A 15,534-nucleotide genomic window follows, 5' to 3' on the forward strand; every position below is an offset into this window, starting at 1 on the left:
CTGGCCATGAACCTTCGCTTCGCCGTCGTCGTCGCAACCGCCGCGCTGCTTTCCGCCTGCGCCACGGCACCCAAGCCACTGCAGGGCGCCTTTACCCAGGTCAATCCGCGCGATTCGGTCGGCGCACCGCAGGTGGGTGCCCCCGTCCGCTGGGGTGGCCGCATCATCAGCACCACGCCCGGCCAGAACTCGACCTGCTTCCAGCTCGTCTCGCGGCCCCTCGCCGGTACCGGCCGACCGTTGTCGTCCGCACCCGACGCCACCGACGGCCGCTTCGTCGCCTGCCGGGCCGGCTTCTATGATCCGGCCGTGTTCGCCGAGGGTCGCGAGGTGACGTTCGTCGGCAAGATTGAGGGCTATGAAAGCACCCGCATTGGCGACTACGACTACCAGTTGCCGCGTGTCGCCGCCGACGTGGTCTACCTTTGGCCGGAAGTGCGTGAAGTCGAAGTCGTCCGCCCCTACCCGTACTACGACCCCTTCTGGGGGCCGCGCTGGGGTCGTTGGGGCTGGTGGTGAATCCATCGCCATGAAAGAAAAAAGCCGCTCGATGAGCGGCTTTTTTTTGCCCGGACGACACTCAACCCGGCGTGCCGAAGCGTCCGAGCGAGGCGCCAGCGAGAAGATGCAGATGGATGTGGAACACGGTCTGCCCACCGTCCTCCCGGCAGTTCATGACGATGCGGTAGCCGTCTTGCGCGAATCCTTCGTCGCGCGCGTAGTGCGCCGCCGCCAGTGCCAGCTTGCCGATCAGGTGCGCCTGCTCCGGGCGCACGTCGTCCAGCGTGGGGATCGCCTCGTTCTTGGGAATGAAGAGCACATGTACCGGCGCCTGCGGGGCGATGTCCTTGAAACCGAGGACGTCGTCGTCCTCGTAGACGATGGTGGCCGGAATCTCGCGGCGGATGATCCTGGCGAAAATGGTGTCGGTCATGGCGGTGCGCGTCCTCGTGCTCGTACGGTCAGGTCATTTCGCTGCGGCCGCCGAAGGCATGCGCCAGCGTGCCGCGGTCCACGTATTCCAGCTCGCCGCCCAGCGGTACGCCGTGCGCCAGGCGGCTGGGGCGCACGCCCTGCTGCCGCGCCAGCTGCGCCAGGTAATGCGCGGTGGCCTCACCTTCGACGGTCGGGTTGGTGGCGATGATCAGTTCGGTGACTTCGCCCTGGGCGAGACGCGCCGACAAGGCATCCAGTCCGAGCTCACGCGGCCCGATGCCATCCAGCGGCGACAACCGGCCGTGCAGGACGAAATAGACGCCGCGGTAACCGGTGGCCTGCTCGATCGCGAGACGGTCCGAGGGCGACTCCACGATGCACAGCTGGTGCCGGTCTCGGCTGGCGCTCGCGCACAGCGTGCAGATCGCCCCTTCGGTGAAATCACGACACTGCTCGCAGTGGCCGATGTGATCCAACGCCTCGGCCATCACGCCGGACAGACGCCTGCCGCCCTCCCGCTCGCGGTCGAGCAGGTGGTAGGCCATGCGCTGCGCGGTCTTCTGCCCGACGCCGGGCAGCACGCGCAACGCTTCGATGAGCTGTTCGAGCAGCGGACTGGACATGTCGTCTCAGGACGAAGGCGGATGGACCGCCGTCACCCGATCCGGAATGCGCTCAGAACGGCATCTTCATGCCGGGCGGCAGCGGCATCCCGGCCGTGGCGGCACCCATCCGCGACTTCGATTCCGCGTCCACCTTGTTGGAGGCATCGTTGAACGCGGCGGCAATCAGGTCTTCCAGCATTTCCGCATCCGACAGCAGCGAAGGATCGATGCGGACCTTGCGGCATTCCTTGGCGCCGGTCAGCGTCACGCTGACCATGCCGCCGCCGGCGTTGCCGGTGACTTCGAGCTTGGCAAGTTCTTCTTGGGCGCGCTGCAGGTTCTCCTGCATCTTCTGCGCCTGCTGCATCAGTTGGGCGATGTTTCCACGCATGTCGTGATCACTCTTCGTAAGGTCGGATGGAGTCCGGCACAAGCCTGGCGCCATGTTGCTGCATCAGCTGCCGCACGTCCGGATGGTTCATGAAGGTTTCTTCGGCGACGTTCTGGCGTTCGTCGCGCTGCCGATGGCTGCGCTCCTTCAACGTCTCGCCAGTGGGCGCGGCCGCGGCGAAAGCCAGCCGCGGCGCCACGCCGTAGCGGCTGGCAATGGCCTCGCCAAGCTCGCCCAGCGTGCGCTCCGAGCGCAGGTAGTCGAAACCGCTGTCCAGCGCCAGCGTCAACGTTCCGTTCGCGTAGCCGGCGAAGGCGACGTTGTCGACCAGTTGCTTGCCCACGCCCTTAAGCCCGCAGCTACCGGCGAAGTGCAGCCAGGTCTCCGCGTCGGTGATGCCGATGTCGACAGGCATCGTCGACGCGACGGGTGTTGCAGCGGCGACGGGGGCCACAGCAGCGACAGGTGCCGCTTCTGCCGGGCGCCACGGCGGCACATCATCGACCGCCGGCGCCACGGGACGCGAGGGTGCAGGCAGTTCCTCTCGGGCCATCTGCTGGGGTGGCATCACCGTTTGCGGTGCGGAAGCCGCCTGCATCTGTGGCACGGCCGGACTGGCGGATGCGGCAGGCGTCGCGACCGGGGATGCCATTACCGATGACCCACGTGCTTCGCCCCGCATCTCGCCGGCCTGTGCCGGCCGGAACGCCAGCATGCGCAGCACGCTCATCTCGAATCCCGCGCGACCGCTCGGCGCCAGGTGCAGGTCGCGACGGCCGTTGATCGCCATCTGGTACCAAAGCTGGACGACTTCGGGCCGCAGCTGGCCGGCAAAGGCCTCCACATCGACGCCCTCCGCCTCCACGCTCGCCGACGGCACCAGCTGTCGCACCTGGATGCGATGCAGCGCTTCCGCCACGGCATCCAGCACACCGGCCCAGTCGGGCGAGAACTCCGCCAGCCGCGCGACCACCTGCAGCAGTTCGTCGCCATCTCCCTGCGCCAGCGCGCCGAGCATGGCGTTGACCTGGGTGCGATCCACCGTACCCAGCATGGTGCGCACGCCCTCCTCGCGCAGCGCGCCGCCGGCGTAGGCGATGGCCTGGTCGAGCAGCGACAGGCCATCGCGCAGCGAACCGTCGGCCGCGCGTGCGAGCTGGGCGATGGCGGGCGCGTCGGCTTCGATCGCTTCCGCGCCCAGGATCTTCGTCATCTGGCCGCGGATCTGCTCCTCGTCCAGGCGCTTGAGATTGAACTGCAGGCAGCGCGACAGCACGGTGACCGGCAGCTTCTGCGGATCGGTGGTCGCGAGCAGGAACTTCACGTGTTCCGGCGGTTCTTCCAGCGTCTTCAGCAGCGCGTTGAACGCGGCCTTCGACAGCATGTGCACTTCGTCGATCAGATAGACCTTGAACTTGCCGCGCGACGGCATGTACTGCGCGTTCTCGATCACCTCGCGCACGTCGTCCACACCGGTGTTCGACGCGGCGTCGATCTCCAGCAGGTCGATGTAGCGGCCGGCATCGATGTCCAGGCAGGCCGGGCACTGGCCGCAAGGGTCGGCACTGGTGCCTTTCTCGCAGTTCAGCGATTTGGCGAAGATGCGGGCGATCGTGGTCTTGCCCACGCCGCGCGTGCCGGTGAAGAGGAAGGCATGGTGGACACGACCGCTGTCCAGCGCGTTGGTCAGCGCGCGGACCACGTGTTCCTGGCCCACCAGCTCGGCGAAACGCTTGGGACGCCACTTGCGGGCGAGGACGAGGTAGGACATGCCGACATTGTGCCACGCTCCGCCCGTCCTCCCTCCGCCCCACGGCCTATGCACGGCCTCGCTTGTGGCGGCACCCCTGCGAAGGCTAGAATTCACGCCCCTGAAAGCGGCCCCGGTCGCGTTCAGGTCCCGGAGAGGTGTCCGAGTGGTTGAAGGAGCACGCCTGGAAAGTGTGTAAGCGTCTAAACCGCGCTTCGGGGGTTCGAATCCCCCTCTCTCCGCCAGATGATTTACCGAAACCCTTGCCCTGCAAGGGTTTTCGTGTTTCTGGGGTAGGCTCGCCCACACTTCCGCCCATACTTCGGACGGCGAGCGCCTACAGACCCCGTTCCTCGAAGCGCGCGGCCATGCGATCGAAGCGAGCCGCTTCGGCTTCCAGGTGAGCGATGCGTTCGAACTTCCGGCGGGCCTTGATCGACGAGCCGGCCGACGACCTATATCGGAGATCGGTGGCGAGAGCTCTTGCGTCGGCGGCCTGTGCGGCGGCCCACCCAGCCTTGGTCGGGAATCGGGGGCGTCTGCTTTTCATGGCCGGGATCGTGACCGGCCCGGGTCTCGCTGGCTGCGCCTGTCGAGTCGTCGCGGGGGCGCCAGTGCTGCTTCTGCAGCCACTGTTCATGCATAGCGGCCAGCTCTGCGCGAAGCCTGTCCGCATGCCGCTCCGCCCACAGCTCGACGCCGCGCCGCCCCGCTTCGTAGCTGGTGCATGCGCGCGTTCGGCTGGAGCCTGGCTGGTGATAGTCGAGATGCGCGAGCCACGTGCCGCCGAGCCGCTCGGTCAGACGCGCAACGGGCGTGATGCCGTGTTTGTAGAGCACCTCCGGGCCTGGGTATCCCGGATTCAGCGCCGACCACTTGAACTCCGAACCTGCCACCGCGAGCGACCTCCGGCGGCCATCGTACCGCCGCCCGGCTCACGCGCTGAGACTGGCTTCCCGAATCAGGGCGGGATCTCTTCGACGGTCATGGTGCCGCTGAAGTACTGCCGCTGGATGTTCTGGGGACCGGGCACCTCGAGGGCGATGCCGTAGAGCGCCGTCCGGTTGCACAGCGCCGCGTCGAACACTCCGCCCGGCAGCGTGCGGTACTGGGGGATGACGACGCACCGACGGCCGCCAGTGAGCGCTGCAGCGATCGTCTCCCAATCCTCGCCATTCGCCAGTCCGCCTCCGCGGGCCTCTGCGGTCGCCACGCCCGCCAGCGAGCCGGTGAAGCGGCGGTAGCTGGCGCCGGCAGCGGTGAAGACCTGCCCGCCGCGGTTGCGCGCGTGGACGCTGGTGTCGACTCGCTGGAGAGACCACCCCTCCGACAGGCGCACGGTGACCGACTTCATGGCGACGATTTCCCCGATCTCGACCACCGTCTGCGCGGCATCGATCACGACCACCAGCGAAGCCACAGGTGCAGCCGGCGCCGCGAGCAGCCAGCAGCCGACGGAACCGTCAGCAAGCCTTCGGGTGACCCCCGCCGCGCCGGCGGCTGTGATCGTCACACCCTCCGGCAGATTGAGACCCAGAAGCGCAACAACGCCCAACACGATCGGCGACTGGAAATTGAGGGTGATCGCCAGCGGCCCCGAGATCCTCTGCACTCGTGCAGCTCGGCCCGGTTTGCCGTCGACCAGGGCGGCACCTTCGTCGCTCGTGAGCCACGCAGCGCCGGCGCCCAGGACGACGGACTCCACTGCGGGCGCGCCATATCCAATAATCATCCCTACCCCCAAAGAACCATCGAGATTTCCCCGGTGACGGGGTTGCGCGGGAGCGACCGGACAATCATCAAGCGCCCGGCGTGCAGGCCGTACCGCGAATGCGTGAACTTGCCGACCTGGCCTGGACTGATCGACAGATCCACGTCGCGGGCTCGCACCTGGCAGACCATGCGTGGGACCGCGTACAGCCCGACGACCCGATCAATCTCCGCCTGCGCGTCCTCCTTCCGCCAGAACACGCTGGAGAATGGGTCGGCCGCGTCGGCATGCGCGTACTGCGGTGCGAGCGGCAGTGCTGAGTAGACCTGCCCCCGGTAGAGGCTGGACAGCTCCGCGCGCCGCGAAGCGGGAACGTCGACCAGGTCGGTCACGAAATCACCCGCGCCAAGCGCTTGCGCGTTCGGTCGATACGCCATACGGCGCGTGAGGTTCGGCGCAAGGTCAGGGGTGACGACGAGGTCTCCCTCCAGATCATCTTCCGACAGGTCGAACGCGAGATCTCCGACATGGGCGGCCGGGTCTGTGACCCGAGAGAATCGCAGCACGCCTTCGGCGTCCTCCCACCACCAGGCGCCATAACTCGGCAGGATGGCCGACAGCACCTCGCGGACGCTGACCGATTCGCGCGTGTAATAGCCGATCCCGGCATATCCAGTCGCCGCATCGATCGCCGCTGCATCCTCCAGAGACCAGGCGCCCTCATCGGCACGCCGGAAGATCTCGCGAAGCGCCTGCACAAGCGTGGCAGGCTGCATGTCAGGGCCGACGCTCGACACGTCACACACGACCGGCCCAACCGGCGGGCTCACCATGATGAGCTGCTGACTGTCCGGCGCAAGCTCAAACGTGCCTGGCTCCATCGCATCGCCACGGTCGAGAACGGCGCCGAGCTCTGCAACAGGCGTGTCGCAAAGCCAGCTCACGGTGCCATCGCTGTTCACCGGCAAGGCTGGCACGCTGCCGACAGCACCGATCACCACCGGGACGGAACTCCACGCAAGCGCGGGTACATTGGGCATGAAGACTGCCCGCGTGATCGGCTCATCGAGCGTCGCGCGTGAACCGCGCAGCGTGAGCGCCTTAGTCAGGTTGTCGAGCACCTCGACACGTTCCAACCTGTACCGGCCGACGGGAAGGGAGGACGCAGCGGTACCACCCTGTTCCGCTTGGCGAACCACCACGTCTGCACCGTTCACGTCCGCGAGCGCCAACGCATCGAGCAGGCCGGCGGAGTCGAGAACCCGCAGGCTCGCCCCCGCTACCGGCACCTCTTCCGACCCCGCCCAGGGCCAGAAGCTCACCGACTGAAAGGTCGTCACCCCTTCCGCGATCAATCCCTCATAGCGCGCGTGCGCCGGCGTATCCGATCCCGAGCTGAGGTAGTCCACGTCGGAGAGCTTGGCGAGGTCATGGTGGACGGTCCCACTGAACCACCCAGCGCGCGCGGCTGGGCCGCGTGCCGGCCATCGTCCAGCATTGACGATGCACCGGACGGTGGTGTCCGACGCAATGGAGACGGCGAACCGGTATGCCATCACACAGCCAGTCCGCGAGTGGCAAGGAACGCCTTGGCTTGGGCGTACACCGCCGCCAGTTCACCGGCCGACAGTGCGCGGCTGTAGATCGCAGCGAATGCGATGTCGGACGGACCCGCACCCAGACTGCTCGAATTTCCATAGCCGATGCGGAACGGCGACGAGCCGACGTCTGCCTGATTGTTCGGAGCAGATGCGGTGCCGGTGTTGGATGCGCCCGTGGCGAGGTTACGGATCGTGGCTTGGTTCGCCGCCTCATCGTGGACGCCCGCGATGCATCTCCACGTGTTGATCGCCTGCGAGTTCAGGGAGCCAACCAGAGTCGTAGCACCAGCGTGTGCGCTGGTGCCGTCGAACTGATTCTGGTTGAAGCTAATGTTTACCAAACCGTCCCCGGTCGTGCCCACAATGTTCCACAGCGACGCGCCGAAGGTGTTGCCCGTCAGGGGGGCCTTTCTGGGCGATGGATTGTTGCCGATGATCTGCGCCGCGACCTCCGTCGGATTTCGAAAGACCGCGACCAGCGTTTGATCTGGGGTGTTCGGCGCCTGGGTGATGACGTATGCCGTCTGGCCCAGCCTGGCATAGGCCGTGTCGTAGGTCGGTGCCCCCACAATGACGCCGCTCGGCTTTCCCGGAGCGAGGTTGCGCGCGGTGACTGCAGCGTTCACTCCGAAAAAGTTCAGGTATTCAAGACCCAACCCGACCGCCGGAATGAAGCCCACGGCGTTGTCCGCAAAGCTCACATCCTTTGCCTTCAGAATCACTCCCATCGTTCAACCCTCCACGCCAATTTGAAATGCAATGCACCAGTTGTGAAGCGGATAAGGCTTCCCAACCAGTGCGGGGATGTTCGCGCTTGCGTACTGGCCGGTTCCGGCCTCGTACTCGTAGCTCGCGTCGGCCACCGTCGTGTCGCTGTCGTGCAGGCAGCCGTTCCCGTTGTAGACGGTCTTTCCGGCATAGCGCACCTGTAGCGCGCCGGTCGGCATGGTCAGGAGCGACAGCCTCACAACGCAGTCGGCCACGATGGTCACGCTCGCGATCGTGGCGCTCACGCCATCGATGAGCACCTCGAACCCCTTGTTCGCGTAGTTCGTCTCGGCAAGCAACACGTACGGCATACCGAACTGAAGTGGCGGCGCAGGCACGTGAAAAGAGACGTACACGTGCAGACCATCTCGAACGGCACGCAGCGGCGAGAGCGGCTTCCAGTCCTGGCCGAGTTCGACCACCCGGTGCCAGACCTTGCCGAATTGCGCCCCAATCCAGCGGTAGCCGTTCGGGTCCATGTGCCCGCCTTTGTCGGTGTACGGATACACCGGGCATGCCATGACCCAATTCCGCTTTTCCTCCGACAGTTCCCACTGCGCCATGCCGATGCTCAGGGCATCCGTGTCGCGCGTGTACGACGCACCGGTCTGGTAAGTGATGAACAACGGCGGCGCGCTCTGCCCCGAGATCGCCGAGACGACGTCTTCCTCGAGGTCGTTGTACAGCGTAAGCAGCGCGGCGCGATATGCCGCCTTGCTCGTGCTGCCGCCGAAGTCGGTCACGTAGTTGTATTCGCCCTGCAAGAACGCGACCGCCGTGATCCCGTAGCTTTTCGACGCCGCGGTGGCCTGCGCCTTCACCTTGGTCGCTGCCTGGGTAATCCGCTGATACAGGTCGGGGCTCGCGCCACTGGAGAGCTGCTCGATGGTCTTGCCGGAGACACCGCAGCTCGTGGCAACGAACACCCGCGCCTCATCGTTGGCGACCTGCCAGCGCTGGTTGTGCTGGTGCTTGGCGAAGTTGACGAAGGCGACAACAGGATCCTCGCCGAGATTCTGGGCACCGGGCGCGAGCGCGGCGACAGCGGCCGGTGCCATCACTGCGCCCGACCCATCCTGCACGGCGGCGACCAGCGGCTTGAAGGCATCGGAGCCACCGACCGAAGTCCAGGACGCCGCCGAGCCAGACAGTGGCCGCGTGCAGTCGCCGAGCATCACATTCCCGTAGCGCGCCACCTTGGAAAGCGCCGGCCATCCCTCCTGTCCCGTCGAGAGCGATTGCCCGTACATGATGAAGTGATTGAAGTCCCACACCGGCCGCGCCACTTCCGCGTTGTAGCTGTTCGCCACCTTAAAGCTCGATGCGAGCGCGGTGGTGTTCAGTTCACCCACCAGGTCGTCGGCCGCAGAGGCGCCGTCATCACCGAGGGGGAGCTTCGCGGTCCCGTCAGCTCCGAGCATCAAGCCGATGAAGCCGTGGTCGTCGACCACAGCGAATGCGTAGTCCTCGGTGCTCTCAAACCTCTGGCTTCCGAATACGATGCCCTCCGTCGAGACCGAGACGTTCTTCGCCCGGATCTCATCGTCTCGCACCTCGAAGGCACTGAACCCGGAAGGGTCCGTGACTGCGAACACCACCGCCCCCGTATTACCGACGCGCGATTCGAGCTCAAGCTCGAGGGCGTCGAGCGAGGTCTGATCGGCCTTCAGGGCGAGACCGTCGGCGCGAACCCATTGCCATGCGTTCGCGGTGGTGCTCCATGCGTACTGCCCCGCGTTGGGCACCGTCGTGCTGCTCACCGGGTCGGTATGGGTTCCGGCGTCGTTGAGAACTTGAGCCCCTTTGCCGGCCGAGCCGACCACAGGGGAGAGCTGCGCCCACGTACTGAACACGAGTTGTCCTGCCGCCTGCCCAGCCTCCACCGCAGAGATGCGACTCGGGATGTTCAAGGGAAGCTTGTCGACCGGCAGCAGGCCATCTTCGGAAGCCACCATGAGGCCTTTCGCCCCGCCCACAGCGATCCGCCTGGAGCGCTCTTTCATGCCAACAACGAACGCCCCCTCGGGGTCAGCTTCGATCGGGATGGTGTGGACCGGCCTCACGACAAGATCGTTCATCTTTTCGGTACTCATAGAAGTGAAATTGCCTCGCCCTCAGGCGAGAGAATCAGCGCCGCGTCCACGTCCGCGAGGCATGCGAAGGGGTGAGCGGCGAATGCGCCGGGGTGTAGGTCGACGTAGCCGACCAGGTGAGCCTCGATGTAGAAGCGCAGGCGTGGCGGCGTCAACGACTCGTCCAGCACCATTCCGACGATCGTCTGCTCTTCTGGTATCTCGAGCTCCGTAGCGATCACGGTGCCGGAGGCTGCGATGGCGCCCTCGGGAAGCCGCCACCCCACGGTGCCCGCCGCAACGCCTGGAATGGCGTCCGCGTCTTGCGAGTCGTCGACCAACCCGACGACGCCGGTGTATTCCGTATCCCCGTAGAAGACGAACTCGGCCCCACGAACATCGGATGTGCCCGGGAGATCGGCCCGAGCGTGCCCGGCCAGCTCTTCGCCGACGCTCACGATCTCGAGTCCGGCATTCGCGATCATCTGGCCGTCGCCGATCACAGCGGCGTCGAAGCGGGAGAAGGTGCGTGCCATCAGATGCCTACCGCCTGATTCGCTGCCCTTACCGCGATCTCATTGGCGAGCGCCTCGATGGCGGCCGTCGTCGCACGCGCGGCGACCTCGGCGGCGACAGCTGCGGGGTCAGCGATCAGGGCAGATTTCAAGACGGCTTCGGTGTGGCGCCCCTCCGGTCCGCTCTGCACCTCTCCGTTCGCGTCGATCTGGTGCGCGACTGCGAGGCATCCGTACATGGTCACGGCCGCGCCTTGTGGGCGGGACAGCGTCACGACGCAGAGCGTGGTGCCGTTGATCGAATACGCCTGCTTGCCCGCCACGGTGACGGGTTCGATGGTCATGCTCACTGGATCAGATCCTCGAATGTTCCAGGGGGCCGGCCACCACCACCGCCGACACCACCGCTGCCGCTACCACCGCCGCTGGCGCCGATCACCACGACGAACTCGCCGACCCAGACAACGCCATCCGTATCGGCCAGCGTCGCGACATTCGTTGTGACGTTGAGCGTGCGGTCGCCGCCCTGCCACGCCTCGTCCAGGTAGTAGCCGTAGTAGCGCGCGGTGGTGTCGCGCGCCTGGGTCACGTTCGTCGACGAGGCGGCATAGCTGACCGTGGCGCTGCCGACGCGCAGGGTTGCAGCGGATGCGGACAGGGTGACCGTCGCCGGCGATCCGGTGTCGAACGTCGCCGACAACGTCAGTCCATCCCACAGCGATCGCGTCGACGCCACCGTGACCGGCATGAGGTTGCGCTGATCGCCCAGCTGCACGCCGCTCCCCGGCTGCGTGAGGCTGTCCGCGTGGTCCGCCGTGTCCTGCGCCTGCTGCACTTCCGCCTGCGTCGGCGCCACCACTCGGCTCGCGAGAACCGGCGTCGTGTATGCCGACGTACGCCCGTGCAGCACGGTCCGCAAGCGAACCCATCGCGACGCCGCCGGCAGCGTGAGCTGGTGGCTCGACTCCTCGGTCAAGGCGGCACGCGTCCACGCGCCAGGCTCGCCCGAAACATCCGGCGCGATCTCCACCAGCGTCAGCACGCCCTGCAGTGCAGCGCGCGTCCACGAGATGACGGCCCCGTCGACGACCGACTGCACCGCGACGTCCATCGGCGATGGCAATGGCGGCGGCGTGTACGGCCGCGGGAACCATGACGCATTGACCGCACTGACCGGTACCACGACAGGCAGCGGCGGCGCCCCAACGTCGACGAGCAAGATCCGCCTCACAGCACGGCCTGCCCGCTGCGAAGCATGATCATGTCGGAAACCGACTGCTGGCGGCGTGCCAGGTCCACAAGCTCCTGCAGCAGCGTGGTCGTTTCGTCGCGACCGCCGCCGATGCCCACGCCACCACCTCCGCCATCACCCCCAGCAGCACCAACGACCGGCACGGGTTGGGAGTTGCCGCCGGTGGGGCGGCCAGCGGTGCCGCCGGCCGGAAGCGGGATTTCTGCACCGCTCGCCAGCGCGAACAGCTGGCGCGCGATGTTCTGCGGGAGATCGATCAGGATGCCGGCCAGGTCGCCCATGGTGGTCCCGTCGTCCATGTCGAGATCGGGCAAGCCCATGCCGCCGATCATCCCCGTCACCTGCTTATAGAGGGCGTTGTAGTCGTTGCCCGATGCGTACAGGTTGCGGCCCAGGCCGAGCACGGTTTGAGACAGGGCGGACGCCCCGGACAGATCGCCGGCCGACACCGCGTCCTGCAGCTGCTTCATCGCCTCGGTCAGCTTCTCCTGATCCGTGAGGGGGGAGTACTGCGACAGCGCCAGGCCGCCCAGGATGCCGTCGCGCTCCTTCTCGATCGCCTGCTGGAGTGCCGCCATGTTGTGCGCCCGCAGCTCTTCGATCTTCGCCAGATCTTCGGCACGAGCGCCGCTGAGCCCCAGCGCGCGCGCGTACTCATTCGCGGCGTTGACCTGCTGGCGGTACGTGGTCTCAATCCCCAACGCGGCGCGCTGGTAGTCGTTCAGTCCGGCGGTGAGCAGCTCGCCTTGCACGTCGGCCATGAGCGCGCCGTAGTTGCCGAGCACGCCCGTGACGCGCGAGATCTCTTCCTCGAGCGTGGTGCCGTTTTCCTGGGCCAGCTTCATGAAGAACTCGACGCCCTTCGTGATGTTGCCCAGCTCCCACTTCTCCAGCGCGCGGCCCAGCCCTTCAGCGCTACCCGTGACGAGGGAGATGCTGGCGGCCAGTGCCGACATCACGTCGCCGGCCTCGAAACCCTTGTTCAGCAGGTTGCCGAAGCCCAGGATCTTGACGCTCTCCGTGGAGAGCTGCCCGATCATCGTCGCGATCAGCGCCTCGATCTGCTGCTGGGCCTTGTCAGGATCTGCGTCCAGCTGGAGCTTGCCGATGTTCACGCGGACGGCGCTCAGCTGTTTGCTGATATCGATGCCCAGCTGCTTCGCCAGCCTCTCCGCGCCCTTCCTGAGAGTCGTGCCCGCGCGATCGAGCACCTGATCGAGATCGCTGTCGAGTGCGGAGTACTGCGTACCGCGCTTGTCGCTACGGAACCAGCCGCCCTTCTGCTTCCAGTCGACGTAACTCTGCCCGCTGAAACCGTCGAACCCATAGCTGCCCGTGATGCCGCTGCCGGTAGCCTTCGGCGCGCTGCGCCCGAACGCCTTGCCCAGCAGCGACGAGCCGGAGAAGATCGCCGCGGTGCGCCTGTCCATGCCGAGCGCACGACCGATCACGTCGAGGGACATGCTGTCGAGCATGAGCGGCGTCGCGAGGCCGCCCGTCGCCAAGTTGCCGCGCATGAGCAGTTCGCCGCGGTTCTGGTGCTGCAGCCCAAAGCCTTCGCCGTAGGCTTTGTCCGCCATCTTCATTCCGGCCATGATGAGCGCGACCCATGGCATGAACGATGCGACCGAACCCATAGCACCGGCCATGCCGGACGCTGCGCCTGTTGCGCCGCTCACCGCGCTGGTGCCGGTCGACGCATTCGCCATGCCGACCAGCCCGCCCCAGGTGGTCCCGCCGCTGGAGACGGCACCGGTGGCAGCGCTGGTGCCTCCGCCGAACAGGCTGCCGATCGCGGACAGGAAACCTCCGCCGCCGTTGCCGCCGATCATCGAGGCCCAGTTGCCCGCGTTCTGGCCGGCACCCGCGAAGCCGTTGCCCTTGAACAGCCCGGCCAGCGAACTCCAGAAGCCGCCGCCGCCCTGCCCGCCGCCGTTGAACATGCCCATCAGCGACGACCAGAAGCCGCCGCCGCTGCTCTGGCCGTTCATCCCGTTGAGGATCTGGGTCTGGATTGGGATAACAATTTTCTGATTGAGGAACTGCCGGATCAGGTCGGCGACGCCGCGCTTGGCGATGTCCTTCAGGTCGTCCCAGAAGTCGCCGAAGTCGTCGGCACCGTTGGCGACGAAGTCAGCGAACGCGCTCGACGCATCGGCCACGCCGCCGACGACGATTCCTGCCCACTCTTCCGCCCGCGCCGCGGCTTCCTCGACCTGCATCGACCAGTCGGCGAACGCGCGGGCCTCGGCGATCAGCTTGGCCTGCATGTCGGGCGAGTCGCGAAGCGCGGTATTGCCGCCCTCGATCGCTTCCGTAATCGCGCGGCGCATGTCGTTCTCGTTTTGCAGCTGGCGCTGGTAGCGCTCACGGGCCGGGCCGATCATGCCGAGCAGCCGCAGCTCGCCCGTCATGGTGTCCAGCAGCGCCTGCGGCGCCTTCTGCTGCTTCTCCAGCTCGACACGACGCGCGGCCAGCTGCGCCGTCTGCTGCTTCACCAGCGCGGCGTAGTCGGCCTGGGTCATGTTGCCGGCTTCGAGCTCCTTCCGCCACGCGGCGTCCTGCTGGCGCGCCTTCTCGACAGCACTGGCGTACGGACCCTCAAGGTCCGCTGCAGCCTGGCGCGCCTGCGCGGCGTGCTTCTCCAGCGCGTCCGCCCGCTGCTTTGCCTCGCGCTCGGCTTCCTTGGCCCGCGCGGCGGCGTCCTTTCGGGCCTTGTCCGCACGCCCATCGTTGTCGCCCAGAAGCCCCTGCAGCTCGCGGGTATAGCGGTCGACGTCTGCCTGGGAAACGTCTCGAACCTCGACCCTCTGACCGCGCCGGCCCCCGCGGGACTGTCGCCCGTTGCCCGGGTTCTTCGGAGCGTCCAACAGTCCGCGTTCGATAGCGCCCGCCTCGCCGTAATACGCCAGATTGGAGCCTTCGTTCGCGAGATCCATGCCTCGCTTGATCCGGTCCCAATCCAGGTCGATCACGCCCTGCGCCGCTTCGGCCAGACCCTGAAAGCCCCACGTCGTGCCGACAATGACGTCGTCGATTGCCTTAAAGTAGCCGCCGACGAAGTCCAGCGTGCCGCCGAGCACGTCCATGACGTTGTCGATCTGCTGGCCGACCTCGGCCACCTTCTCGCCATCGCTCACAAATGCGGTGAACGACTGCGTCGCCTGCGTCATGGTGGGGAGGAGCTGCTCGGCAAGGCCGAGATAAAGCCCCTCCATCGCGAGGGTCATGTTGTCGGTCTCGTCCCTGAACTTCGCGGCAGCGGCGGCGGTCTCGCCATCGATGATGCCGCCCAGGGTGCGAGCCTTGTCGCTCATGCGGTCCAGGCCATCCGAGCCCAGGTTCAGGAATTCGAGCAGCTCGCCGCCGCTCTTCCCGAAGATCTCCATTGCTACCGCGGTTTCGAGCGTCTCGTTATTGAGCGTCTTGAACCGGGTCATGAGCTCCGGCAGGACGTCTTCCGCCCGGCGGAGCTGCCCCAGTGCGTCGGTCACGTCGACGCCCAAGGTCTTGAACAGTTTCGCCTGCTTGCTGGTCGGGTCCAGCGCAGCGGCCATGCTCTTCGACAGCTTGCCGATGGCACCGCCCAGCGAATCCAGGCTGGTCCCGGTCAGCTGCGCGGCGTAGCGATAGCCGGACAGCGTCTCGGTGCTGATCCCGAGCCGCGCACTCAGCTCGTCGACCTTGTCCGCGGCATCGATCGCGCCGTTAAAGCCGTTCCATGCCTGGGCGATGCTGTAACCGATGCCAGCTACGGCTGCCAGTTCGCGCACCGACGCGGAGACCGCGTTCGAGATCGAGCGCTGGATCTGCTTCGCGTTCTTGTCGACTATGCGCGCCGCGCGACCCATGTCGGTTTCGAGGCTGCCCGTCTTGAGCAGCATGTCGATCGTCAGTTGGCCGAGCGAACGGACGGACATAGGTCACCAGATA

14 protein-coding genes and 1 tRNA gene are annotated in these 15,534 nt (G+C 66.5%); 2 read left to right on the top strand and 13 right to left on the bottom strand.

What is annotated here, in order from left to right; all coding sequences use genetic code 11:
* Positions 1–6: 6 nt before the first annotated feature.
* The gene (locus ACSQ1W_RS10860; protein ID WP_436043441.1) at positions 7–519 is read left to right on the top strand and encodes a Slp family lipoprotein; all 513 of its coding nucleotides are present in this window, start codon (positions 7–9) and stop codon (positions 517–519) included.
* A 61-nt stretch (positions 520–580) separates the two neighbouring features.
* On the opposite strand, the gene ACSQ1W_RS10865 is transcribed toward ACSQ1W_RS10860, so the two are convergent.
* From ACSQ1W_RS10865 to dnaX, 4 genes are read right to left on the bottom strand one after another with little or no spacing between them, the layout of a single operon-like run.
* Entirely contained in the window at positions 581–934 is a 354-nt protein-coding gene (locus ACSQ1W_RS10865) for a histidine triad nucleotide-binding protein (protein WP_436043443.1), read from the bottom strand.
* A 28-nt stretch (positions 935–962) separates the two neighbouring features.
* Positions 963–1,559 (bottom strand): recombination mediator RecR, encoded by a 597-nt coding sequence (gene recR, locus ACSQ1W_RS10870; RefSeq protein ID WP_192271619.1) that lies wholly within the window; start codon positions 1,557–1,559, stop codon positions 963–965.
* Positions 1,560–1,611: 52 nt separating this feature from the next.
* Positions 1,612–1,932, bottom strand: coding sequence for a YbaB/EbfC family nucleoid-associated protein (locus ACSQ1W_RS10875; RefSeq protein ID WP_062358613.1), 321 nt, complete (start codon positions 1,930–1,932; stop codon positions 1,612–1,614).
* A 7-nt stretch (positions 1,933–1,939) separates the two neighbouring features.
* Positions 1,940–3,703, bottom strand: coding sequence for a DNA polymerase III subunit gamma/tau (gene dnaX, locus ACSQ1W_RS10880; RefSeq protein ID WP_436043445.1), 1,764 nt, complete (start codon positions 3,701–3,703; stop codon positions 1,940–1,942).
* 131 nt (positions 3,704–3,834) lie between these two features.
* On the opposite strand from dnaX, the gene ACSQ1W_RS10885 reads away from it, so the two are divergent.
* A tRNA-Ser gene (locus ACSQ1W_RS10885) sits at positions 3,835–3,927 on the top strand.
* 92 nt (positions 3,928–4,019) lie between these two features.
* On the opposite strand, the gene ACSQ1W_RS10890 is transcribed toward ACSQ1W_RS10885, so the two are convergent.
* From ACSQ1W_RS10890 to ACSQ1W_RS10930, 9 genes are all read right to left on the bottom strand, one after another.
* Entirely contained in the window at positions 4,020–4,232 is a 213-nt protein-coding gene (locus ACSQ1W_RS10890) for a hypothetical protein (RefSeq protein ID WP_436043447.1), read from the bottom strand.
* Positions 4,233–4,643: 411 nt separating this feature from the next.
* Entirely contained in the window at positions 4,644–5,387 is a 744-nt protein-coding gene (locus ACSQ1W_RS10895; RefSeq protein WP_436043449.1) for a hypothetical protein, read from the bottom strand.
* Between the two features lie 29 nt (positions 5,388–5,416).
* The gene (locus ACSQ1W_RS10900; RefSeq protein ID WP_436043451.1) at positions 5,417–6,949 is read right to left on the bottom strand and encodes a hypothetical protein; all 1,533 of its coding nucleotides are present in this window, start codon (positions 6,947–6,949) and stop codon (positions 5,417–5,419) included.
* On the bottom strand, positions 6,949–7,722 hold the full coding sequence (locus ACSQ1W_RS10905; RefSeq protein ID WP_436043452.1) for a hypothetical protein: 774 nt from the start codon (positions 7,720–7,722) through the stop codon (positions 6,949–6,951). Before ACSQ1W_RS10905 ends, ACSQ1W_RS10900 begins: the two co-directional genes overlap by 1 nt.
* Before the next feature lie 3 nt (positions 7,723–7,725).
* A complete protein-coding gene (locus tag ACSQ1W_RS10910) occupies positions 7,726–9,855 on the bottom strand; it encodes a hypothetical protein (RefSeq protein ID WP_436043454.1) in 2,130 nt (709 codons plus the stop codon).
* Positions 9,852–10,370 carry a hypothetical protein gene (locus ACSQ1W_RS10915; protein ID WP_436043456.1) on the bottom strand — a complete coding sequence of 173 codons (519 nt, stop codon included), beginning with the start codon at positions 10,368–10,370 and terminating at the stop codon, positions 9,852–9,854. Before ACSQ1W_RS10915 ends, ACSQ1W_RS10910 begins: the two co-directional genes overlap by 4 nt.
* A complete protein-coding gene (locus ACSQ1W_RS10920; protein WP_436043458.1) occupies positions 10,370–10,693 on the bottom strand; it encodes a hypothetical protein in 324 nt (107 codons plus the stop codon). The genes ACSQ1W_RS10915 and ACSQ1W_RS10920 overlap by 1 nt, the downstream gene beginning before the upstream one ends.
* Before the next feature lie 2 nt (positions 10,694–10,695).
* Positions 10,696–11,568, bottom strand: coding sequence for a hypothetical protein (locus ACSQ1W_RS10925; RefSeq protein ID WP_436043460.1), 873 nt, complete (start codon positions 11,566–11,568; stop codon positions 10,696–10,698).
* 8 nt (positions 11,569–11,576) lie between these two features.
* Positions 11,577–15,485, bottom strand: coding sequence for a hypothetical protein (locus ACSQ1W_RS10930; protein ID WP_436043462.1), 3,909 nt, complete (start codon positions 15,483–15,485; stop codon positions 11,577–11,579).
* Positions 15,486–15,534: the final 49 nt, after the last annotated feature.

Source organism: Pseudoxanthomonas sp. LjRoot143 (genome assembly GCF_964252945.1).
In the GTDB taxonomy this organism is placed as follows: Bacteria; Pseudomonadota; Gammaproteobacteria; order Xanthomonadales; family Xanthomonadaceae; genus Pseudoxanthomonas_A.